Raw genomic sequence first — 23628 nt, 5'->3', positions numbered from 1 at the left:
CAGTTCGTGAAGCCCCTTTTCCATTTCAGTAGTTCGAAATCACTTCCGGTCGAAGATCGAAGTGCTCTCGCGATCCGCCACCTTGAGGTAGCGATAGTATACTTCCAGCATCAGGATGCAGAGGGAGGTGGGATAGATGTTGTCCCCGCCTGCACTGGCATTGTGGAAATTGGTGGGCGACTTCCAGCTTCCGTCAGGCTGCTGGTTTTTGAGGATCTCCTTCAGCACGGCTGCGTTCCAGTAGTTCCATTCTTCCCCACCGTACTGGAAGAAAGCCTGCTGGTAATAGTACCAGGAGTAGAGGTTGGCGTGATCCCAAGCCGGAGGCTCTTTCTTGAAGAGTTCGTGGGCAAAGGCGATGGCCTTCTTGATCTCTGTTTTCCGGCCATTGGCCAGCGTCTGCAGGCCCAGCGCACCGGCCCCTGTCAACTCCCACTGGTTGTAGCTGGTTTCACGGTTGGTGCCACCAATGCCGCCATCCTTGGTCTGCTTGTTCTCAAGGTACTTGACGGTGTTGTCGATGGCGTTGTGCAGCCCATTGATCTTCAAGTTCGTGAGCTTGGCCGCCTTGAGCGCCTGGTACTGCCAGCCCGTTACGGAAAGGTCCTCGCGGCCCTGCAAGTAGGTGCCTTTGTCCGTGTCGTACACCCAGCTGCCACTCTTCTGCTGGTTGTCGATGATCACACCCACACCCGACTCGAAAGCCTCACGCATGCCTGGCAGCGATTTACTGCCCATACGAGCCAGGGTGTACATCTCACCCAGAGCGTAGGTGGCGATCCCGTGCTCATACACTGGTGCGTTGCCGGAGGTGGCCTGGGAGAACAGTTTGTTCGGATTCTTCTTCTGGGTCTCAACCAAGAACATGATGCCCTTCATGACGTTCTCACCGTAGAACGGGGAGTCAGGAGTCTCACAGCGGCCCAAGTAAGCGAGAAGGGCGAAACCCGTCATCGCGCCCTTATACTGGGTGCCCCAGGATCCGTCAGCCTTCTGCTTGCTCTTGAGATATTCCAAGGCGGTGCTGACCGCCTTTTCACACTCGGCCACCCCACCGCTCTCCTTGAGCTTCTGGAGACGCTCGGCCGTGCTGCAACGGCTTTTCAACGTCGGAGGCAGGCTCACGAAGCCCTGTTGGCCGCCCATGCCGATGCCCTTGCCAAATCCGCCACCGGCACCACCGGAACCAAATCCGCCGCTGCCCATGGAACCGCCCATCAGACTGCCCATCTCCGGCATGTCGATGGATTCCATCGGCACGTCATTGAGCGCGATCGCAGCGTTGGCGCTCGTGCTCACCACCTTTTTCATGGGGGTGCTCTTGTTCAGGGAGCTGCGCTTCTTGTTCTGCACGGTCTGCGCCAGCTGCTGGTTGGCCTCAGCCCCCTGCTTGCTGCCACCGCCGGGAAGGAAATCCACTTTGTTCTCCGTGACGATCGTCTCCACCAGGAAGTAGGCTCCGATGAGCAATCCGGCATGGATGAGCAGACTGATCATGAAGGATCCGCCGCCCGCCTTGCGCCAATACTGGGCGAAGATGTTCTTCTTTACCGGAGGGGCGATCGGCGCATGAAAGTGCGGCGCCTCGAATTGGTGGATCTGCTGGGGAACGTCATGCTGGTACGCAGGAGCCGCCTGTTCGTACTGAGGGATCTGCACCGGCTGGGACCCTGTAGGGGCCGTGGGGTCCAAAGATTGAATCTGTACCAACGGCACGGAGGCGCTGCCCGTGGTGGGCGGCAGCACGGGAAGGGGATCAGAGGAAGACTGGTGCTCGGAGTCGGAAGGATTCATGGCAGAGGAGTCGGCGTTGCCTGTCACAAGTGATGACGGGCAAGTCGGGCAGTTCTTGGTCTTTCGCAGAAAAAAGCTGCTCAATTCCTATCCCACCCAAAAGTTCAACCCTTCGAGCCGACCATTTCTTAGACTCAAAGACAAGTAATATCTCGCCATCCGGTCAAAATCTACCCATTCACCTTGATGCCTATTTGCGGTCAAAGAGGGAGGATGATTCGCGATCTGCCACCTTCAAATAGCGGTAGTAAACCTCCAGCATCAACGTGCACAGCGCAGTGGAATAGACATTGTCCCCGCCCGCAGCCGCACTTTTGTGTGTCCAGCTTCCATCTTTGTTCTGATTTTGAAGGAGTTGTGGCAAGACGGCCTTGTTCCAGTAGTCCCACTCTTCTCCACCAGCCTGGAAGAAGGCCTGCTGGTAATAGTACCAAGTATAGAGAAGCTGGCTGTTCCCATCTGACCAGAGCGGGGGCTCCTTTTTGTAGAGTTCGTAGGAAAAGTCGATGGCTTTCTTGATCTGGGATTTCTTCCCATTGCCCAGAGTCTGCAGGCCGAGGGCCCCTGCACCCGTCAGATTCCACTGATTGTAGTGGGATTCCCGGTTGGTACCACCGATGCCCCCATCCTTCGTCTGCTTGCCTTCCAAATACTCCACCGTCTTGTCGATCGAGGAATGCAATCCGTTGATTTTCAGATTGGTCAGTTTGGCCGCCTTGAGCGCCTGGTACTGCCAGCCTGTCACGGAGAGGTCTTCGCGGCTGGGGGAATAGAATCCCGTGGACTGGTCGTACACCCAGCTCCCGCCCTTCTGCTGATTGTCGATGATCACTTTCACGCCTTCTTCGAAAGCCTCACGCATGCCCGGCAGCGATTTGCTGCCCATACGAGCCAGGGTGTACATCTCACCCAGAGCGTAGGTCGCAATCCCATGCTCATACACCGGGCCATTGCCGGCAGTGGCTTGGGAGAACAGTTTCTGTGGATGCTTCTTCTGCGTCTCGATCAGGAACATGATACCCTTCATGACGTTCTCCCCGTAGAAGGGAGAATCTGGAGTCTCACAGCGGCCCAAGTAGCAGAGCAAGGCAAAACCGGTCATGGCCCCCTTGTTGTTGGTGCCCCAGGATCCATCCGCCTTTTGCTTGCTCTTGAGATATTCCAAGGCGGTGCTGACCGCCTTTTCACACTCGGCCACCCCACCGCTCTCCTTGAGCTTCTGGAGACGCTCGGCCGTGCTGCAACGGCTTTTCAACGTCGGAGGCAGGCTCACGAAGCCAGACTGCCCACCCATGCCGATGCCCTTGCCAAATCCGCCACCTGCGCCGCCGGAACCAAATCCGCCGCTGCCCATGGAACCGCCCATCAGGCTCCCCATCTCCGGCATGTCGATGGATTCCATCGGCACGTCATTGAGCGCGATCGCGGCGTTGGCACTCGTGCTCACCACCTTTTTCATGGGGGTGCTCTTGTTCAGGGAGCTGCGCTTCTTGTTCTGCACGGTCTGCGCCAGCTGCTGGTTGGCCTCAGCCCCCTGCTTGCTGCCACCGCCGGGAAGGAAGTCCACTTTGTTCTCCGTGACGATCGTCTCCACCAGGAAGTAGGCTCCGATGAGCAATCCGGCATGGATGAGCAGACTGATCATGAAGGATCCGCCGCCCGCCTTGCGCCAATACTGGGCAAAGATGTTCTTCTTTACCGGAGGGGCGATCGGCGCATGAAAGTGCGGCGCCTCGAATTGGTGGATCTGCTGGGGAACGTCATGCTGGTACGCAGGAGCCGCCTGTTCGTACTGGGGGATCTGCACCGGCTGGGACCCTGTAGGGGCCGTGGGGTCCAAAGATTGAATCTGTACCAACGGCACGGAGGCGCTGCCCGTCGTGGGAGATGGAAGCGGGGCCGGCTTGTCGACTTCGAGAGCAGGCAAGGGGTGGGATGTGGATGCAGGATTCATGAGGAAGTCGGCTGGAGCCTGCCGCGGCACTCTGTGCACCACCCGCGAGCAAGAACGTTCCCCAAATTAGATCAATTTTTATCCATCCACGCAAGATGCATCAAACAATGTGGACGCATTTTGTCCAAATATGACTTCGAAACCTGCATCTGTTCACAAGAAGAAACGAGCCTACTGAAGCACGACCATGCGTGGGGAGGCCCGATCAGGCTCTGCTCGTAGGTCAAACTTTAGTTTGCCTCAGTCCGTCCGTAGCAGCTCCAGCAAAGGTTTGAACCTGCGAACGGAACACCGCCGACTTGAAATTCAGGCAGCTCGTTCGACATCAAATCAGATCAAAATCCCCCACCCCGTTCAGAACTCTTCAGATCCGATGGTAAACGTCACGGAGGCAATCTTGGCCGCAGCCAGGGCATTCATCACCTGGATGATGCGCTCATACTTTGCCTGCTCCTCTGACTGAAGCGTCACGACCACCCGCTCGTTGCGGAAATCAGCATCTTTCTTGAGCCGGATAAGATTGGCTGTCAGCGTTGGAAGCTTGGCATCGGAAGCCGAATCGAACTCTTCATCGTTCATCAGTACCGCCCCGTCCTCAGCGATTTCGATCCGCAATTCATCTGCCGGTTCGGGCATGAGCTTGCTGGGCGGCCCAGGCAGAACGGTCTTCAGTTCATGCTCCACCTTCACGCTGTTGGCCATGACCATGAAGAAGAGCATGATCACAAACACCACATCGATCATCGGGGCGATCTGGAAGCCCGTTCCCATCATCTCCGATGCTATCTGCTTGCGGCCATGGGAACTGCTCATGGTGAACGAAGGGTCAAGCTTTGAAGTTTGAGGCACGACCAAGAGATTGGGCACGCTTCGGTTTCGCTGGGATTTCACCAGATTTTCTCCATGCCTGCAAGAAAGAACCACTCAGCGGGCGGTCACAATGGTGCCCAATCCAACGCAGGATCGCCCTTCTTGGAGCAAGTCCCAAAAAAAGACCCACCCTGATCGAGACAGGGTGGGTCTGAACTGAATAATACTTGGAGCAGTCTCCTCTCGTGAACTCCCTTAAAGCTCTTCCGAGCCGACGGTGAAGGTCACGTTGGCGATCTTGGCTGCAGCCAGGGCATTCATCACCTGGATGATGCGCTCATACTTGGTCTGCTCTTCCGTTTGCAGGGTGACGAGCACCTTGTTGTTACGGAGGTCTGCATCCTTGCGAAGTCTGATAAGGCTGTCCGTAAGGGACGGGAGCTTGGCATCCGTGGCGGAATCAAACTCCTCATCATTCATGGAAACAGCGCCGTCCTCTGAGATGGCGATCAAGATCTCATCCGGAGGCGTCTCTGCCTCGACCTTGTTCGCTGTCACCGCGCCGGGCAGGGCGGTTTTCAGCTCATGCTCCACTTTCACGCTGTTCGCCATGACCATGAAGAAAAGCATGATCACGAACACCACGTCGATCATCGGAGCGATCTGGAAGCCCGTCCCGATCTGCTCCACTTCGATTTGTTTTCGACCCTTGCTACTACCGCTCATAATGGATGAGTGAGATTGGCTCTTAAAGTTACTGGTTCAAGGCCGAGAAGGCCAGATCATCCATGCCAGCTTCACCCAACACACTCATGGTGCGCTGGATTTCCACTGCGGGAAGACGCCGATCGCCGCGAATAATGATGCGGTAGTCAGACGCGTTGGCCTTCTTCCCCTTCAGCACCTCCACAAGCGCACTGACGTCGTCGTAGGTCTTTCCTTCGAAGTTGATCTCCCCCTTTTGGGTCTTGGGATTCCACTTCACGTTCAGAGCCCCTTCCGACATCTTGCTTTTCTCCTTCTTCTTGGCCTCGGGAGCTGCCGGCAACTGGATGTCTTTGTCCAGTTGCAGCACTTCCGCCGTGGTGATGCTCATGAAGAAAATGAGCAAGACAAGAAGACAGTCGATCATCGGAGCAATTTGAAACTCCGGTTCGCCGCTCTCCATACTGCCGCCGCCGCCGCCCATAGTGTTAAAAAGGTAAGGGTTTAACTGACTGACAATCTCAGAAGATGACAGGGGCCGAAGCCCCTGAAGCAAGTGCTTGTATCAATGATGCATTACGCGGGAAGCGCTGCCGCAGCGGCATCTTCGTCAGACACCCAGTTTGGCCGGGCGGCGAAGAATTCTTCTTCACCCACATGGCAATCCTTAAGGTCATCGTAAGGCATTTTGCGGAAGAGGCTCACCACGATGTCCTGGCAATAGTGGATCGAACCCTGAAGACGGTTGCGAAGCACGTAGAACATCATGAAAGCAGGAATAGCGATGGCCAGACCGGAGGCCGTCGCGATCAACACTTCACCGATGGCCGCGGAGAGACCGGAGGGGTCGCCCACGCCAGCAGCACCGAGGTGTTCGAACGCGGTCACCATGCCCGTCACCGTACCAAGCAGCCCTACCATCGGAGTGCACACACCGATAACGGAAAGGTAGTTGATTCGGGTGGTCGTGGCGGCGTTGAACTTGTTGAGTTCACCCATCATGGCGTCTTCCGTGGCGTGCTGGCCGTCCCCAATGAAGCTCAGGGAGACGCGCACCGTGTCGCTGAAGGCGGAGGGGTTGTTCTTGCAGTGCTGGTAGGCACCCACGTAGTCCCCCATACGGAAGAGGTCCTTTGCCCCGTTCACGTGAGCGTCGGGAGCGAGTTTCTTCTTACCGGTGCGGATCCAGAGGTCGGTCGAAAGCCAGATGGTCAACACGGAGAAGCCGAGAATGGGGTACATGACCCAGCCGCCTTCCTTGAACTTGTCGAGCATGGACTTCTTATGCACGATCGGTGCCGTCGATGCGCCTTCCGCAGGAGCTGCGGCGTCCTGCGCATGAAGTGCCGAGATACCAAACTGCAAACCACCGAACGCGAGGGTGGCGCAGACCAACAGGCGGCCAAGCCTAAGTTTCAAGCGGGAGCGTGTGATGTGCATGGGCAGATTATACATGGTTTGACGTTGCATTACTTGGATTCAGTTTTCGTTGGGGAATCTTTGCCGCCAGCCGCTGCTGGCCGGTCAGGCTTGTTTTCACGACCGTTGTAGATGGCCATTTCTTTTTTGGCCGTCTCAGCGGTCTCGGAACCGGGGTAAGCTTCGGCAATGCGCTGGTAGAAACCCACGGCATCCTTGAACCGTTCCATCTTCGTGAGGGTGCGGGCGGCAGCAAGTTCCGCCTGAGGCACCAGAGCTGCCTGGCTGCCGTAAAACACTGGCACATGCAGGTAGGCCATCAACGCAGGTTCCCAACGCTCTTTCCGGGTGTGGATCTCTGCGACGGTCATCCAAAGCCGGGCGGAGATTTCTGCATCAAGGGTGTCCTTCAAGAGGTCTTCCGCCTGACTCAGAATGGCATCCTGGTCGCCCGAGGTACGGCGGGACATGTTGAGCTTCAGGATTCGCACCTTCAGCTTCTTCTGATCATCCCACTTCATGGCTTCCACCTCAGGGAGCACACGAATCAACGCATCAAAGTCACCTGCCTGATCCAACGCTTCCACGTGGGCGAGCGAGATGTCATTGTAAGGGCTGCCGGGAATAGCCTTGAAGGGTTTGAAGAACTCCTTGGATTTCGCCAGCACCTCAATGGCCTCCTTGGCCTTGCCTTCGCCCAGCATGGCCTGCGCTTCGAGCACCTCGCGAACTTCCGGCCACTCCAGCCGGGCGATGTCGGTGAGGTTGATGCTGGCCTTGGCCTCAGCACCATTGCTCATCTTGATCGTGCGGCTGACCTTGCCTCCTTCGACGCTAAAGCTGCCAAAGGGAATGCGGTCGTTGTTCTTGAGCACGAGCGCCTGGGCGTGAAGCGCCGGTGCACCGAGAGCAATACAAGCCAGCGGAAACAACAGTGATTTGAATGAAAGCATGGATCGAGAGGAAAATTAGTTGCTGGTCTTGCTCAGGAGGGCCTTGCCTTCGTTGAATTCGGGGAACTCCGTGATGTCCTTCTGGGCCAGCATCTGCTGGAGGACCGTCCGGGCACTTTCCTTGTCGTTGAGTTCGATGAAGCACTTGGCAGCACGAAGGTAGGCCTGGGCAAGCACGGCCTTGTCGCGACGATAGGCAAGGATGATGCGCTGGTAGAAGCTCACCGCCTTCTTGAGATCCTTCTTCGCCTCAGCGGCTTCACCCAACCCCAACAGGGCGGCGGGGTGGGCACCGCGCCATTCCTTGGTGGCCTGGATCGTGGTGAAGACCTTCTCGGCTTCGTCGTACTTTTTCAAGGCCAGGAGAGCCTTGGCCTTGCCCAGCGTTGCTTCAAGGATGCTGGAGCTGGAGGCATACTTCTCAATGGCCTCGTTGTAGAGGTCGAGGGCTTTCTGGTACTCCTTGTTATTGAACTCGATGTCCCCCAGACCCACTGGGGCTTTGTCACCGAATTCACTGTTGGGATACTTGGCACGCAGCTGCTGGAAGCAGGCGGCGGCTTTTTCTGTGTCACCCTTCTTGGTCAGCATTTCGCCCAAGCCGGCCAGCAGCAGGGGGCTGAGTTCCTCAATCTTTGCGGCATCAGGAATGATGCTCATGAGGTTCTCATACTTGGCCACATCCCGGAAACCACGGGCAATCAGGGCGCGGCCATAGAGGATACGGGCTGCAGCGGTGCCGTTCAGCAGGCTCTCATCGCCTTGTGGCGTCATGAGCTTTTTGAATTCGGTTTCCACTTCCTCAAACGTCGGGCCAGGGGCGGGAGCCGGGGTCGCCGCAGCGGCGGTGTCGGTTGCCTTGCTGGCATCCGCCGCCATGGCTGGGGTAGCTGCTTCGCCTTCTTTCTTGGTGGCGTCAGCAGGCGTCACCGCTGCAGGCTTGGTAGCGGGAGCCGCAGCGCGGGGACGCTTCTTGGGCACCATCATGGTGACAAGCTGCTGGATGAGCACTTCCACCTGCTCGTTGGCGGGATTGCCAAGGTGTGGGGCCATTGCACCGGCCACCAGTTTGCGACCTTCGTCCAGTTTCTCCTTGGCCTTGTCTGGTTTGCCTTCGCTTTCCAGAGCCTTGGCTTCACGCTCAACCCCACGGGTGATCCAGTAAATGGCCTTGAGAGCAGAGGGTTTATCTTTGTTGGCCTGGTAGTAGCTGGACCACATCTGGGCCAGCTCTTTCCACATGTTCTTGTCAACCATCAGGTTGGTGGCAGCGTCGATCGCATAGTTGAGCACGTCCTCAGTCTTGGCCTTGTCCACCGCATTGCGGTAGGCCTCGAGACATTTGGCAGTATAGTCAATTTTGCCACTCTCGTCGACCATCTGGCTGTAGATGTCGCCGAGAAGCGACCAGACCTGACCCACGTTTTGATCGTTCGGGGCTTCTACCACCAGCTTCTCAAGCTGCTCCATGGCATCTCCCTTGTCCCCGCCCTGGAAGTCAATGAACGCCAGACGATACTTGGCATCCACGAGATACTGTCCCTTGGCGTTGCCAGCAATGTATTCGCGCAGAGCTTTGCGAGTCTTCTGCGAATCGTTCTGGAAGAAGTAGCTCAGCGCGATGCGGTACTCGGCCTCGTCCTTGTAGGCGGAAGTCTTGTTCAGGCTGATCAATTCCTGGAATGCGAGGCGGCAGTCGTCGAACCGCTGTGATTCGAAGAGCACCACTCCGAGGAGGTAGTTGAGGCGTTCCTTGTCTGCGTCTTTGGCCAGCTTGGCACGCTCAAACGCCTTGATAGCGGCTTCAATGTTGCCACTCTCGAAGGCCAGCGAACCGAACATGTCGGTCACCTGTCCGATGTTGGCCCCCTCGGGGAACTCGTTCATGTACTTCTCGCAGAGAAGATAAGCGCGGCCAGCACGCTGCAGACCGGCGTTGCACACGATCATGCCAAAGAGACAGCGATCACGATCCTTGTTCTCTTTGAAATCTTCGTAGATGGTCTGGAAGGCCAAAAGGGACTCATACATGCGGCCCATTTCATAGAAACACTGACCGAGACGGTAGATAATGGAGGCATCGTAGTCCTTCACTCCTTCAATGTCGGCGAGGATCTTTTTGTTCGTGTCCAGCAAGGCGACAGCCTCTTCTTTGCTGAGCAACTTGCCCATGAACTGCACTCGTCCGCCAGCTGCGATCTGGGTCTGCCACTGCTCGATCTTCGAAATACGAGCCTTCTGGATGGCCACCAGTTCGCCCTGGCGACGCATGCTTTGATAGGCACGGAGGGCCTCCCCATAACGCTTCTGCTCCAGCATGGCATCACCCACTTGCTGGGAGAGCACGTTCAGTTGAACGACGCTTTCATCTGCGGAGGATCCGGAGCGAAGCTTTTCCATCATCTGGCCGGCCTTGTCAGTGTCGCCCTTGCCGACATAAATTTCAGAGGCCATGAGGATGGCCTGCTGCTGCTCTGCAGACGGTGTTCCCTGTAGATCTTTAAGCACCACTTCGAGAATGCTGAGAGCCTCATCGGGCTGACCAGCCTTCTTGTGGTGATAGGCGATCATCAAGCCTGCGCGATCGCGGAGTTCCGGTACGGCAGCGGCTTCTTTGAGAGCCGCAATCCCCTTGTCAGCGCTTCCGCTGTTCAAATAGGCCTCGCCGACGGCAATTTTCGCATCGTTGAGACTGTTGCTCTGGGGGAACTTCTTGATGAAGTCTTCGAAAAACTTAATGGCCTCCGCCCACTGCTTAAGATTGAAGTGAGCTGCACCTTCAAGGTACATCACGGCCTCAAAGTCCTTGTTGCTGGTGGCGGTGTGAATGGCACCAATTTTTTGCAATGCCACATCAAAGCGGCCCTGGCCAAACGCTGCCTGGGCCTCGGAGAAAAGCGCCTCCATTTCCTGCTCCTTGTTCATCGGCGCGGTGGCCGGTGCAGCAGGAGGGGTGGCAGGAGGTGCTTGACCGCAGACAAGGGAGGCGGAACCAACGGATAGAAGAGCGAGCAGGAAAAACGGTCTCATAAGCACACGGCCGCTAGGGCGAACATCACAAATGGTAGTTTGCAAGATAGGTCGGGACATGGGCAAGGCTATTTTTCCTGAAAGAAAGCGATTTTTTCGCCCGCCCCTTCAGGGGACTTGAGCATTCCAAAACGGCTGGCCCGCCATTTCATTAGAAACGTTTTAGACTCCGATTAAGGAAAGTCACTCATTCTCCCTCCGCTTGCAAAGCGAGCCTGTCTCGCCCATGCTGCGGATTCCAAAAAATCAGTCATGAGCGGCAGACGAGTCATCCTCAAGTTCGGCAGTGGCATCCTCACACGCACGGATCGTGCGGAGATGGATGAGGAACAGTTGTGCAAACTGGTGCAGGCCATTGCGGAACTCAAGCGCCGCGGCCATGCCGTGGTCGTGGTGAGTAGCGGTGCCGTGGCCTCTGGTCTCAAGGCCATGGGCTTCCGGGAGCGGCCGCAGGAAATCACCACCCTACAGGCCTGTGCGGCCGTCGGCCAGACCTATCTCATGCACACGTATCAGAGCTACTTGCGTGGGCATGGCCTCTACGTTGCGCAACTCTTGCTCACCCACGCCGACCTGGAGAGCAAAGAACGCGCAGAGAAGGTGAAGAACACCCTGCTGCGTCTGCTGGAGAATCCCAACGTGGTCCCCATCATCAATGAGAATGACTCAGTGGCGGTGGAAGAACTGCGTTTCGGCGACAACGACAAGCTCTCTTCACGCGTGGCCCAGCTTTGGGGTGCGGATCTGCTGATCCTGCTCACGAGCGTGCCGGGTCTGATGGATCTCAAGAGCGATGGCGCAGTCAACATCGTGCCAGTGGTCGAGGACGTGAACTCGGTCCTGCACCTGGCTCAGGAGGACAAGGGCGCCTTTTCCGTGGGTGGCATGGCTTCCAAACTGCGTGCCGTGGCCGATGCCGTGGCGGGCAATGTGGAGTGCATCATCGCCTCTGGGCGCCATCCGGAGCAAATTGCCGATCTCGTGGAAGGCAATGGCACGGGAACCCGCTTCCCCCTGCCTGCCTCCAAAGCCTGATCCCCTGCGTATCCCTCGCGGGAGCGAACTCTCGTTTGTCCTCCTGCAACCTCCCTTTCCCGTTCCGTCAACCACCGCTCAATGACCCAAACGTCCGACATCGCCAACGCCATCCTCGCCATGGGGGCCAGAGCCCGGGCCGCCTCTCATGAGCTGGTCAAACTGACCACTGCCCAGAAGAATGACATCCTGCGGGCCATGGCGGTCGGCGTGAGAGAGCAGCGCGACAGCATCCTGGCTGCCAACGCCAAAGATGTGGCTGCGGCCGAGGAAAAAGGGCTCAGCAAACCGATGGTGGACCGCCTGCGACTCGACCCGAAATCTCTGGAAGGCATCGCCGCGGCCATCGAGCAAGTGGCGGAGCTCCCCGACCCCGTGGGCGAAGTGCTCGGTAAATGGACACGTCCAAACGGCCTGGAGATGCAAAAAGTGCGGGTGCCGATCGGCGTCATCGGCATCATCTACGAATCCCGACCGAACGTCACCAGTGACGCGGCCATACTTTGCTTCAAAACCGGCAATGCCACCATTTTGCGGGGCGGCTCGGAGGCGATTCACTCCAACACCGCCCTCGCGGCGGCATTGCAAGCTGGCGGTGAAAAAGCGGGGCTACCCCAGGACAGCATTCAGCTCATCCCCTTCACTGACCGGGAGAGCGTGGATCATCTTGCCAAGATGGACCGCTACCTGGATCTGATCATCCCCCGCGGTGGGAAGGGATTGATCGAGCGCGTCGTGCAGGCCGCCCGTATGCCCGTGATCAAGCACTATGATGGCGTCTGCCACGTCTATGTGCACCACACGGCGAGCCACGAGATGGCCGCCAACCTGATTTTGAACGGCAAGTGCCAGAAGCCCAGCGCCTGCAATGCGGTGGAAACCGTGCTAGTGGACCGTGAGGGAGCAGAAGGTTTTTATGCCACCCTCCGGGAGATTCTGGGACCTCGTGGGGTGGAAGTCAGGGGAGATGCCGAAGTACTGGCCGTCTGGCCCGGGGCCAAGCCCGCCACTGAAGAAGACTGGAGCACGGAGTACCTGGACCAGATTCTGTCCATCAAGACCGTTTCGGGTACGGAGGAAGCCGTCCAACACATCAACACCTACGGCTCCCACCACACGGACGTCATCGTTTCCGAAGATGCCACCGTGGCCGCCCGGTTCCAGCATGAAGTGGACTCTGCCGTGGTGCTTTGGAATGCGAGCACCCGTTTTAATGACGGTGGCGAGTTCGGATTCGGTGCCGAGATCGGCATCAGCACGGACAAGCTGCATGCCCGCGGCCCGATGGGGCTGGCAGAGCTGTGTAGCTACAAGTATCTGGTCAACGGCAACGGCCAGGTGCGGCTCTAACTCCTGGAGATTCGTCTCCCCGCCAAGAGCAAATTTCTCAGAAACATCCACGCATGCCTTTCGTCTGGAAGGCATGCGTTTTTCTTTGTTGAAACTCTCCATGGCCGCCCTGCTTCTGGGGGGCATCGTTTTCAATCAGTCCCTGTCCCCTCTTCAGGCCCAGGATACGGCTGCCAAACAACCCAATGTGCTGTTCATCGCGGTGGACGACCTCAATCATTGGGTCGGTTATCTGGGCCGCAACATGCAGAGCAAGACGCCCAATCTGGACCGTCTGGCCGCCATGGGAACCCGCTTCACCCGGAGCTACTGCGCCTCCCCCTCTTGCAACCCGTCGCGAGCAGCCCTCATGACGGGTCTCCGCCCCTCGACCTCCGGCATCTACGACAACGATGATGACTGGCGGCCCGTCATCCCAGAGGAAAAAACTCTTCCCACCACGTTCCGGAAGGCAGGCTACGAGGTCTTGGGTTCAGGAAAGATCTATCACGGCGGCTTTGACCGGACGAGCGAGTGGAACGAATACCCTGCGGAGAAGAAGAACGATCCCAAACCCACGGGCAACGATGGCGTGGGCGGGATCAAGTTCGCTCCTCTGGACTGCAAAGACGAAGACCTGAGTGACTGGCAGATCGCTGACTACGCGATCGAACAGCTCGGCAAAAAACACGATCGTCCTGTGTTCATCGCCTGCGGTCTGCACAAGCCTCATATGCCGTGGAATGTGCCGCAGAAGTACTACGACCTCCACCCGCTGGACAAGATCGAACTGCCACCGAACATCGAGGGAGATCTCACCGACGTGCCCCCTTCCGGCGTGCGCATGGCTGGCCCCAACGGTGACCACGCCAAGATGCTAGCCAGTGGGCGATGGAAGGAGGCCGTCCAGGGCTACTTGGCCGCCATCAGCTACACGGACATGAACATCGGCCGTCTGCTGGACGCCTATGAAAAATCTCCCATGCGGGAAAACACCATCATCGTCTTCTGGGGAGACCACGGCTGGCATCTGGGCGAGAAAGAACATTGGCGGAAATTCGCCCTCTGGGAAGAGAGCACCCGCGCCCCCCTTCTGTGGGTCGTGCCCGGTCTGACCAAGCCAGGCAGCGTCTGCGAGCGCACGGTGGATTTCATGAGCCTGTACCCCACCCTGTGCGACTTGAGCGGGATCCCCGTGCCTTCACATGTGGAAGGGAAGAGCATCAAGTCGCTGCTGCAAAACCCCGCCGCCGAGTGGACCACTCCGGCCCTGACAACCTACAAGTTTGGCAACCACACCGTGCGTAGTGAAGGCTGGCGCTACACCCGGTACGAGAACGGTGACGAAGAGCTCTACGACGAAACCAAGGACCCGCTCGAGCATACCAATCTGGCGGACGACACCCGTTTTGCGGAGCAAAAGGCGCAACTGGCCCAGTGGCTGCCCAAGGTCAATCAGGCGGATGCCAATGGCCGCCCCGGCAATGGGGGCGGCGGAAAGGGCAAGAAGAAGGCCGGTCAATCCGGCGCGGATTGATTGCCAATCAAAGCTGTCGATCTGGTGGTTGGCTGTCCAGCCAACCACCAGCGAATTTAGTTCACACCTGTGAGGAGAGAAGAGAAGCTGAGTTCTAGATGTCGTCCACCATCTGGTCAGACGACGTCAGGTTGATTTCAAAGATGACTTCGATTTCGACTGCGATGTTTCCCGGGAGGGGGCCCATGCCGACGGCGCTGCGTGCGCCCACCCCGTTGTCCTTGCCCCAGATCTCTGCAAAGAGCTCGCTGCAGCCGTTGATCACCTTGGGATGATCGTAGAAATCAGGAGCGGAATTGACCATGCCCAGCACCTTGACGACGCGTTTCACGGCATCCAATGAGCCCAAATGCTTGCGAAGCGTGGCAAGGATGGCCAGCCCCACCTGACGGGCGGCAGCGTGCCCCTCCTCCAGTGTCAAATCAGCACCCACGCGTCCCACAATCAGGGAGCCATCCTCCTGGACCGGACCGTGGCCAGACACGTAGGCCTTGTTGCCTGCGATCACGAGCGGCTTGTACACAGCTACCGGGGTGGGTGCGGGAGGGAGGGCGACGTTCAATTGCAATAGATTGGCTTCAGCTGACATGTCCGCAGAAAAGCAAAAATGCCGGACTGAGTAAAGCATGGCGCAGGGCCAGGATGCGATTTCGCTCCACAACAGTCCTCGAACCGCCGTGAAACCCAGCACCGGGGTTTGGATTCTTCATTTGCGCCCCGCCTTCTGCTGCCGTTCTTGGAAGATGCTTTCACGCCCCCTTCCCTGGTTCTGCGGTGTTGCCGCGTGGTTTGCCGTGTTGTTCTTCCTCTCCTCCCGGCCCATGCCCCACATGCCCGGTCCGGAAATCCCCCACATGGACAAGATCATGCATGCCACCTACTTCATGCTCGGATCCACGATGCTCTACATGGGGGTTCGCCTTCGGAATCCGGACCGCCCCTGGTGGCACGCTTCGCTCATCGCCATCGGATTCTGTGCCTTGGTGGGGCTGTCGGATGAGTTCCATCAGGACTTCGTGCCCGGCCGTTCCGGCAATGATCCGTACGACTGGATGGCGGATGTCCTGGGCGGTTTCCTCGCGTCTGGTCTTGGTGCCCTGATATACAGTTGGGTGGGCGTAAAGAGGCTTGTCGCCGCTCCGATTAGCCGCTAAAAATCCCGCCCATGCCCCCCGCATCAGCCCCTGAATCCGCCTCCCTTCGTGCCGCCCAGCTCCGCGAGGAGATCGAGCACCACAACCGGCTGTACTATCAGAACGCCGCCCCGGAGATCTCAGACCAGGCGTTCGACGCACTGCTGCGGGAACTGCAGGACCTGGAAAAGGCCCATCCTGACCTGATCACGCCCCACTCCCCCACCCAGCGAGTGGGTGGAGCTCCTCTGGACGGTTTCACGCAAATCGCCCACCCAGTGCCCATGATGAGCCTGGACAACACCTACTCCGAGGGGGAGATGCGGGACTTTTTCCAGCGACTGGTAAAAGGCCTGGGACGGGAGAAAGTTCGTTGCACCATTGAACCCAAGGTGGACGGCGTGGCCGTGGCGGTGCGCTATGAGAATGGGGCGCTGAAATACGCTGCCACGCGTGGCGACGGTCGCATGGGGGATGACATCACCCAGAACCTCCGCACCATTCGCGCCCTGCCCCTGCGGCTCCCCGCGAAAGTACCCCAGACCTTTGAAGTACGCGGTGAGGTGTACATGACCCGCGCCGGCTTTGACAAGATGAACCAGGAACGGGAGGAGGCGGGAGAGCCACGCTTTGCCAATCCTCGCAACGCCACGGCCGGGTCCCTGAAACAACTAGACCCACGACTAGTGGCCAAGCGCCCGCTGCAGGTGATCTTCTATGGCGTGGGCGATGTGGGTGAGGCCCGTCTCACCAGTCAGGACGACATCCACAAGCTGCTGCACGATGCCGGCCTGCCCATGGCCGCACACATCTGGCATGCTGAATCGGCCGACGAGGTGCTGACCGCCATCCACGATCTGGACGAAAAGCGCAAGGCGCTGCCTTATGACACTGATGGTGCCGTCGTGAAAGTGGACGCCTTCGCCGAGCAGCGAGACCTCGGGGCGACCAGCAAGGCTCCCCGGTGGGCCATCGCGTACAAGTACCAGCCCGAGCAGGCGGAGACCCGTTTGCTGTCGGTAGACATCCAGGTCGGTCGCACGGGTGCCCTCACCCCGGTAGCACGGCTGGAGCCGGTGTTCCTCAGCGGCAGCACCGTCTCGAACGCGACTCTCCACAATTTCGAGGAAATTGTCCGCAAAGACATCCGTGTCGGCGACTACGTCGTCATTGAGAAGGCGGGCGAGATCATCCCCGCAGTGGTCTCGGTGACCAAGGAAAAGCGAACCGGGGACGAGAAAGAGGTCCCCGTACCCGTCCAGTGCCCCGTGTGCCAGAGCCCGGTGGCAAAGGACGAGACACAAGTGGCCATCCGCTGCACCAATCCGAACTGCCCGGAGCAGGTGAAGCGGCGGCTGGAACATTTCACCCACCGTGGAGCCATGGACATCCGCGGCCTGGGAGAGCAAATGGTGGCGCAACTCGTGGATGCCCAACTGGCCGCCACCCCTGCTGACCTCTACGAGCTGAACACCCAGGCGCTCTCGAAACTGGAACGGCAAGGTGCCAAGAGCATCGAGAACCTACTCAAGGGGCTGGAAGAAAGCAAGAAGCAGGCTCCCTGGCGACTGATCTTTGGCCTGGGAATTCTGCACGTCGGCGCTTCGTCGGCGAGATCCTTGATGGACCATTTTGGAGCGGTTGATTCCCTGGCCAAGGCGAGTGTGGAAGACTTGCTCAAGGTTCAGGACATTGGCGGGATTGTCGCCCAGAGCATCCACGGTTGGTTCCAAATCCCTGCGAATTTGACGCTGCTTGACCGCCTGCGGAATTCCGGCCTCCAGTTTGACAATCCCAAGACGGAACAGGCGAGCGATACTTTTGCAGGCACCTCGTGGGTGATTACCGGAACGCTGAGCGAATCACGAGAGGTAATTGCCGAACTGATCCGCACCCATGGCGGAAAGATGGTTTCCAGTGTGAGCAGCAAGACGACCTACCTGCTCGCAGGGGAAGAGGCAGGGAGCAAGCTGGAGAAGGCCGCCAAACTGGGAGTCAAGGTCCTGTCAGAAACGGATTTTCGCGCCATGCTGCCCGGATAGTTTTTGCCCGCGGGTGGGAGATACCACCTATGGACAAAAATGTTACGGTGTTTCTCTTTTCTCCCGCACGATTCCTGCTCCCTTGGGAGGAGCATGAGATTGTTTTCAATTGGTAGTATTACAAAGGGCGATTTGGACGGCTTTTTTGGTCTTTTTATCGACAACCTGCTTCAGCTCCTGCTGATTTTCACCCTTTGCCCGCTGTTTTGCGGGATGTCTGCTGCTGATGTGACAACCAAAATACTGCCGGGGGCAGCGATCTCGATTCTGGTCGGAAACTTCTTCTTTGCCATCCAGGCGTGGCTGCTCGCAAAGAAGGAAAACCGAAGTGACGTGACCGCGATGCCCTACGGCATCAACACGGTGAGCCTGATTGCCTATATCGTCTTCATCATGGCTCCCGTGTACCGGCAGACGCAAGACGCCAGCCTGGCCTGGAAGGCTGGCCTGCTGGCCTGCTTCGTCAGCGGACTCATGGAGTTGATGGCCGCAGCCTTCGGCGGCTGGTTGCGCCAACACACGCCGCGGGCAGCCTTGCTCTCCACCCTGGCAGGCATCGCCATCACCTTCATCGCCATGGGATTTGTCTTTCAAGCCTTCGCCAATCCGGCGCTGGGGCTGCTCCCCCTGCTGATCATCCTTTTAGGGTATGCTGGCAAGGTGAAGCTGCCTCTGGGACTGCCGGCTGGCTTTGTGGCAGTGGTGATCGGCACTGCGCTGGCTTGGATTTTGCGTGGGTTTGGAGTCCTGCCCATGCCACTCCCCGCGGAGGGCGGCCCTCTCGGATTTCATCCACCACTCTGGTACGGGAACCAGCTCTATGAGTTCCTGCTGACGCCGGTCGGTTGGGGCTACCTCTCGGTGATCATCCCCATGGGCCTCTTCAACATCATCGGGTCACTCCAGTGCCTGGAGAGCGCCGAAGCAGCGGGTGACCAATACTCAACGACCACGTCCCTCTGTGCCAACGGGATCGGCAGTATCGTGGCGGCCTGCCTGGGAAGTCCGTTCGCGACCACACTCTACATCGGCCACCCAGGGTGGAAGGCGATGGGCGCGCGCTGGAGCTACTCCTGGCTCAACGGGGTGGTGATCTGCGCCATCGCGCTATTTGGTGCGGTGGGTGATGTGCTCCGTTTTGTTCCGCTGGAGGTGACCCTGGGGATCCTGCTCTGGATCGGTCTGGTGATCACTGCTCAAGCGTTCCAAGCTAGCCCCAGCCACCATGCGGTGGCGGTGGCGGCGGGTCTCGCCCCCTCCATGGCGGCATGGTTGCTGGTGCAGGTCCAGGAAACTCTCCGTGTTGCGGGCAAGACGCTCTATGAAACCGTAGATCAGTTCGGCTCTGCGCTGCACATCCGGGGTGTCATTGCCTTGAGCCAGGGCTTCATCGTGACTTCCATCGTCTACTCGGCCGTGATCGTCTTTGTCATCGACCGGAAGTACCGCCAGGCTGCTGCATGGATGCTGGCGGCAGCGGTGCTCTCCGCAATCGGTCTCATGCACGCCTACAAGCTGACTCCTGGCGGGGTGGAGAACCACATCGGATGGTTCGCGGCCCCGGAATTTGCCATCGTTTACGCAGTGGCCGCGGGGCTGCTGTGGCTGCTGGGGAAGCGCCCGCAGACCACGGGATTTGTGGTGGTAGCCGGTCCCGACAACAAGATCCGGATTACCACCCGCGCCAATTAATCCAAGCTCTCTCAATCAAGGCACGGGCACCGTCTTGGCCCCGAGAGCCCAGAGGGAAGTGTCCGTGCGCACGTACACCCGGCCATGCCCGATGGCGGGTGTGGCGTTGATCGGCCCGTCCAGCTTGTTGGTCGCCAAGATCTCAAACTGGGGCCCCGCCTTGACCACCACGACATCTCCAGTTTGGGAACTGCAATAGATCTTTCCGTCCGCCGCGACTGGGCTGGAGAAATACTTCGTGCTGCGGCCCTGGGTGCCGATGACACGTTCGTTGTACACTTCCTCACCCGTCTCGAGCTTGACGCATTTCAAGATGCCACCGTCGCCGAGGAGGTACATGAGATCTCCGATCACCAAGGGGGTGGGCACATAGGGAATGCCCATGACGAGGCGGTACAGTTCCGTCGGCTTGTCAGCGCCGAGTTTGAGCACGGCCGATTCCTTGCCACCGCCCCCTGACCCCATGGTGCCGAAAATGATGTCCTTGGCATACGCGAACGAGCCCACACTGCGCTGGGTGAACCCAGGATTGTGCTGCCAGGTCATCTTGCCCGTCGCGGCGTCCACGCCGAAAAACCCGCTGGTGGTGTCGGCCATGATGAACTCACTCCCTTTGGCGGTCTTCCGCACCAAGGGGGTGCTGTAGGGATTCTTGCTGTTGGGCAGTGGCAGCTTCCACTTGGTCTCGCCCGTGGCGACATCCAGTCCCAGCAGGTAGCTAGTGCCCCCACCCTCCCCTTCCGGAAGCTCTGATTCGCAACGGACCAGCATCACCCCTTCCGCAACGACGGCGGAGGCCCCGGAACCATGCTCATGAACGTAGGGTGCCAGATTCTCTTTTCTCCAGAGAAGCTTCCCCTGGTGATCCAGTGCGAGAGCCTCCACCGCGTCACCATTCGTCCAGTTCACATAGATGCGCTCGGCATCCACAAACGGCGTGGAAGAGGCGAAAGCATTAAACTTGTGCTGCTTATGCGGGTGGTAGGGAACCTCGAACTTCCAGGCCACTGAGCCATCCGAGGCATTGAGGCACTCGACAGCTCGTTTCCCTTCTCCAGTCTCGGCTGTGAGGATGACCTTGTCCTTCCACAACACGGGAGAGGACCAGCCAGGCCCCACCGCAACCTTCCAGGCCGTGTTGGCCCCTTCAAAGGTGGCGGGGAGATTGGTCGCGTCGATCACGCCACTGCCATTGGGGCCACGAAAACGGGACCATTCCTCTCCCCGGACGCCCATGGGTGCAAAGGTCACGGCAGAAAGAGTGATCAGGGGGAGCAGCAACGAACGGTTCATGGCGACAAAGGGGAAGGAATACAGGCAGGCCAGACTAAAACGACGGTGGAGATTCGATCACATCAAACGTCGGACAAGGGTGCAACCTTTAACCATTTCCACTCTGGAGACATTTGCACTCGCTGGAGAATCTCCGTTGCCTGAAGGAGCGCTCCCGCTAACACGTACTCAATGGCCACCATGATCCTGAAGACTGCATTATTCACCACCCTGCTCGCGTCACTGGCGTCGGTCTCCTGCGCCAAGGACAAGGAGCAGGAAAAGGCGGAAGCTGCCGCCAAGGCCAGAGCTCAGAAGGAAAAAGCCCTGCTGACTGCTCGTGCGGCATCTGGCTATGGGGATTGGGTTGAGGCGGACTTCCCGTTCTTTTCCACGGTGCTGGATGCGAGAGAACTGGGCGAAGGCTGGCCGAAGAACAATCTCACGCCGCGCGGCATCGTGTTGAACCTCGGCGGCAACACCTGGGCTTGCTTCGATACGGACCTCCTGCGCATGGCGCTGATCTGGCAGGGCGAAGAGGGCCAGCCGCCGATGACTCAAAACGCCTTGTCCACAGGGTCATACCATCTCGCAGGCCAGAAGACGAAGGACGGTCAGGAGGATCTGGTCAAGCCCATTGGCAAGCCCTGGGTGGCCAACGGGATCTACCCCGGATGGCAGGTGGGGAACAAGGCAGAACTGAAGGACCCCCGATCCCCCTCGAACTCCCCCGAAGAGGTGGGCCGCGGTCCGCTAGACGAGACACATGGCCGGTTTATAGGAATCGAGCTGAGCGATCCCGGTCCGGTATTGAAGTACGTCGTAGGGGGCGTGGAGCTGAAGGAGTGGATCACCTCCCGGCGCAGTGGCAACCAGACCCAAGTGGAACGGCATTTCTATGTCCCAGCACACGATCAACCTTTGACGCTCGTCGCAGGTTCGGGGCGGGAGTCCATGCTCTTTGCTTCGGTGCAGGGAAATGGCAGCGTCCAACACTCGGACCAGGATGGCACAAACTTCGTCACGCTGCCAGCAAGCCAATCCCCGGTAAAGTTGCTCGTGCGTAGCTACTTGGGCGCAAAGATGACCGTCAACGAGATGACGCCGAAGGGAACACCTGACGTCACCTTCGCAATCCCAAAGGCAACCAGGTGGACCGAGGCCGTCACCACCTCCGGCAAAGTTGATCCGAGCACCAAGGATGCCTATGCGATCGAGGACATCCCGCTGCCGAATCCCAACCCGTGGAAGCGCAATGTCCGCGTGGCGGATCTGGCCTTCCTGGACGATCAGGGGAACGCGGCGGCGGTGACGATGGATGGCGATGTGTGGCTGGTCTCTGGCCTCAAGGACGATCTCAAAACGGTGACATGGAAGCGCTACGCCTCCGGCCTGCATGAGCCCATGAGCCTGGTCGTGCGAAAGGGCGAGCTCTTTGTCTTCGACCGCAATGGTATCTGGAAACTACGCGACACGAATGGGGACAAGGTGGCGGACCAGTATGAGATGTTCTGCGACCTCTTCGGCCAGACGGCGGAGACCCGTGAGTTCCCCAACAGCATGAAGCTGGCTCCGGACGGTTCCTTTGTGATCAGCAAGGGCGGCCAGGAGGGCACCACCTATGGCAAGCACAACGGGACGGTGATCCGCATTTCGCCGGACGGGCGATCCTTTGAAGTGCTGGGCCACGGGCTGCGCCAGCCGTTTATCGGCGTGCATCCGAAGACGGGGCTCGTCACTGCCAGCGACCAACAGGGCAACTATGTGCCCTCCACCCCCCTGCAGATCATCAAGGATGACCAGTTCTACGGTCACCTGCCCACCATTGCCCCGAAGGAGAAGTACCCGGCAGCGATTGCCGATCCCCTGACCTGGATCCCCCACCCCGTCAATGCGAGCGCGGTGACGCAAACCTGGTTGGTCGATGCCAAAATGGGCACGCTGAATGACGAGATGATCCACATCGGCTACAACCGGCCGGAGTTGTTCCGAGTGTTGATGAACGACCGGTCTCCAAAGCCTCAGGCTGCGGTGGTTCCCTTCACCCAGGACCTGGACTTCTCACCGCTAAACGGCGCAGTGAATCCTGCGGACGGCCAGTTCTATGTAACAGGTTTCCAGATCTGGGGCACCACTGCCAAGCGCATCAGCGGACTCGCCCGCATTCACTACACCGGTGGGCGTCGGGTGCTGCTAACGGGTCTCGTCCCCATGGACAAGGGCGTGCTTCTCAGGTTCAACGAGGCCCTGGATCCGAAGTCTGCGACCGATCCTGCCAGCTACAGCGTGGAGCGATGGAACTACAAGCGCACCTTTGACTACGGATCCCCGCACCTGAAGCTGGATGGCTCCCCCGGCCAGGAATGGATGGTGCCTAGCAGTGCTTACCTTTCCAAGGACGGCAAGTCGGTATTCGTCGGGATCCCTGACATGAAGCCGGTCATGCAGATGCGCACGGGCTGGGGCATCAAGGGCAGCGAGGGCCTGGAGGCCCACAACAACGCCTACTACACCCCCTATGAGCTGACCAAGTTTGAGCCCGAGAAAGAAGGGTTCGAGCCGCTCACGGTGGACCTCACTCCCCGGAAGGCAGTAATGGTGGAGGCTGCCAAACCCACAGTGGAGGAAGGCTTCAAACTGTACCAGATGATTGGTTGCATGGCCTGTCACTCGACGGATGGCAGCGTGGTGGGCAAGGTTGGCCCCAGCTGGAAAGGGCTCTTTGGCAGTGACCGGATGCTCAAGGATGGCAACAAAGCCCTCGCTGATGAAGCGTATCTCCGCGAATCCATCCTCAACCCCAGCGCCAAGGTGGTGAAGGGCTTTGAGAAATTCGACGCCGGAATGCCCATTTATGCGGGGATCTTGAACGATTCACAGATCGAATCACTCGTCCTCTACATCAAGACGCTGAAGTAAGAGC

At 58.7% G+C, this 23628-nt stretch carries 17 protein-coding genes; 7 read left to right on the top strand and 10 right to left on the bottom strand.

The window, feature by feature from the left end:
* Positions 1-39 precede the first annotated feature (39 nt).
* The 8 genes from BV034_RS10310 to BV034_RS10275 form a co-directional block, all read right to left on the bottom strand.
* Positions 40-1794, bottom strand: coding sequence for a prenyltransferase/squalene oxidase repeat-containing protein (locus BV034_RS10310; protein ID WP_081887723.1), 1755 nt, complete (start codon positions 1792-1794; stop codon positions 40-42).
* Between the two features lie 190 nt (positions 1795-1984).
* A complete protein-coding gene (locus BV034_RS10305) occupies positions 1985-3748 on the bottom strand; it encodes a prenyltransferase/squalene oxidase repeat-containing protein (RefSeq protein WP_050026696.1) in 1764 nt (587 codons plus the stop codon).
* 354 nt (positions 3749-4102) lie between these two features.
* On the bottom strand, positions 4103-4561 hold the full coding sequence (locus tag BV034_RS10300; protein ID WP_050026695.1) for a biopolymer transporter ExbD: 459 nt from the start codon (positions 4559-4561) through the stop codon (positions 4103-4105).
* A gap of 252 nt (positions 4562-4813) precedes the next feature.
* Positions 4814-5284, bottom strand: a complete 471-nt coding sequence (locus BV034_RS10295; protein WP_050026693.1) for a biopolymer transporter ExbD — start codon at positions 5282-5284, stop codon at positions 4814-4816.
* Positions 5285-5312: 28 nt separating this feature from the next.
* Positions 5313-5726 (bottom strand): biopolymer transporter ExbD, encoded by a 414-nt coding sequence (locus tag BV034_RS10290; RefSeq protein ID WP_265592844.1) that lies wholly within the window; start codon positions 5724-5726, stop codon positions 5313-5315.
* A gap of 113 nt (positions 5727-5839) precedes the next feature.
* Positions 5840-6703: a MotA/TolQ/ExbB proton channel family protein gene (locus tag BV034_RS10285; protein ID WP_265592843.1), complete on the bottom strand. Its 864-nt coding sequence runs from the start codon at positions 6701-6703 to the stop codon at positions 5840-5842.
* Between the two features lie 29 nt (positions 6704-6732).
* Positions 6733-7635 carry a hypothetical protein gene (locus BV034_RS10280; protein WP_050026687.1) on the bottom strand — a complete coding sequence of 301 codons (903 nt, stop codon included), beginning with the start codon at positions 7633-7635 and terminating at the stop codon, positions 6733-6735.
* 15 nt (positions 7636-7650) lie between these two features.
* Positions 7651-10665, bottom strand: coding sequence for a tetratricopeptide repeat protein (locus tag BV034_RS10275; protein ID WP_265592842.1), 3015 nt, complete (start codon positions 10663-10665; stop codon positions 7651-7653).
* A gap of 252 nt (positions 10666-10917) precedes the next feature.
* Here BV034_RS10275 and proB point away from each other — a divergent pair, with 252 nt between their 5' ends.
* The 3 genes from proB to BV034_RS10260 all read left to right on the top strand — a co-directional run bounded on the left by proB (position 10918) and on the right by BV034_RS10260 (position 14566).
* Entirely contained in the window at positions 10918-11700 is a 783-nt protein-coding gene (proB, locus tag BV034_RS10270) for a glutamate 5-kinase (protein ID WP_038171117.1), read from the top strand.
* Positions 11701-11781: 81 nt separating this feature from the next.
* Positions 11782-13050 carry a glutamate-5-semialdehyde dehydrogenase gene (locus tag BV034_RS10265; RefSeq protein WP_050026683.1) on the top strand — a complete coding sequence of 423 codons (1269 nt, stop codon included), beginning with the start codon at positions 11782-11784 and terminating at the stop codon, positions 13048-13050.
* Positions 13051-13123: 73 nt separating this feature from the next.
* The gene (locus tag BV034_RS10260; protein WP_050026682.1) at positions 13124-14566 is read left to right on the top strand and encodes a sulfatase; all 1443 of its coding nucleotides are present in this window, start codon (positions 13124-13126) and stop codon (positions 14564-14566) included.
* 94 nt (positions 14567-14660) lie between these two features.
* On the opposite strand, the gene BV034_RS10255 is transcribed toward BV034_RS10260, so the two are convergent.
* The gene (locus BV034_RS10255) at positions 14661-15155 is read right to left on the bottom strand and encodes a RidA family protein (RefSeq protein WP_050026680.1); all 495 of its coding nucleotides are present in this window, start codon (positions 15153-15155) and stop codon (positions 14661-14663) included.
* Positions 15156-15309: 154 nt separating this feature from the next.
* Here BV034_RS10255 and BV034_RS10250 point away from each other — a divergent pair, with 154 nt between their 5' ends.
* The 3 genes from BV034_RS10250 to BV034_RS10240 all read left to right on the top strand — a co-directional run bounded on the left by BV034_RS10250 (position 15310) and on the right by BV034_RS10240 (position 19433).
* Positions 15310-15720, top strand: coding sequence for a VanZ family protein (locus BV034_RS10250; RefSeq protein WP_063768737.1), 411 nt, complete (start codon positions 15310-15312; stop codon positions 15718-15720).
* Between the two features lie 11 nt (positions 15721-15731).
* Positions 15732-17741: an NAD-dependent DNA ligase LigA gene (gene ligA / locus BV034_RS10245; RefSeq protein WP_081887709.1), complete on the top strand. Its 2010-nt coding sequence runs from the start codon at positions 15732-15734 to the stop codon at positions 17739-17741.
* Positions 17742-17954: 213 nt separating this feature from the next.
* Complete coding sequence (locus BV034_RS10240; RefSeq protein ID WP_050026852.1) at positions 17955-19433, top strand: hypothetical protein; 1479 nt, start codon at positions 17955-17957, stop codon at positions 19431-19433.
* 15 nt (positions 19434-19448) lie between these two features.
* Here BV034_RS10240 and BV034_RS10235 read toward each other — a convergent pair whose 3' ends face one another.
* The gene (locus BV034_RS10235) at positions 19449-20726 is read right to left on the bottom strand and encodes a PQQ-binding-like beta-propeller repeat protein (protein ID WP_050026677.1); all 1278 of its coding nucleotides are present in this window, start codon (positions 20724-20726) and stop codon (positions 19449-19451) included.
* Positions 20727-20906: 180 nt separating this feature from the next.
* Between BV034_RS10235 and BV034_RS10230 the strand changes: the two genes are divergently transcribed.
* Entirely contained in the window at positions 20907-23624 is a 2718-nt protein-coding gene (locus BV034_RS10230) for a DUF6797 domain-containing protein (protein ID WP_050026850.1), read from the top strand.
* Positions 23625-23628: the final 4 nt, after the last annotated feature.

Origin of the sequence: Verrucomicrobium sp. BvORR034, from assembly GCF_000739635.1 — a bacterium.
Taxonomy (GTDB): Bacteria; Verrucomicrobiota; Verrucomicrobiia; order Verrucomicrobiales; family Verrucomicrobiaceae; genus Verrucomicrobium.
The sequence above is the reverse complement of the archived record's forward strand: the minus strand, read 5'-3'. Positions and strand labels throughout refer to the sequence as shown.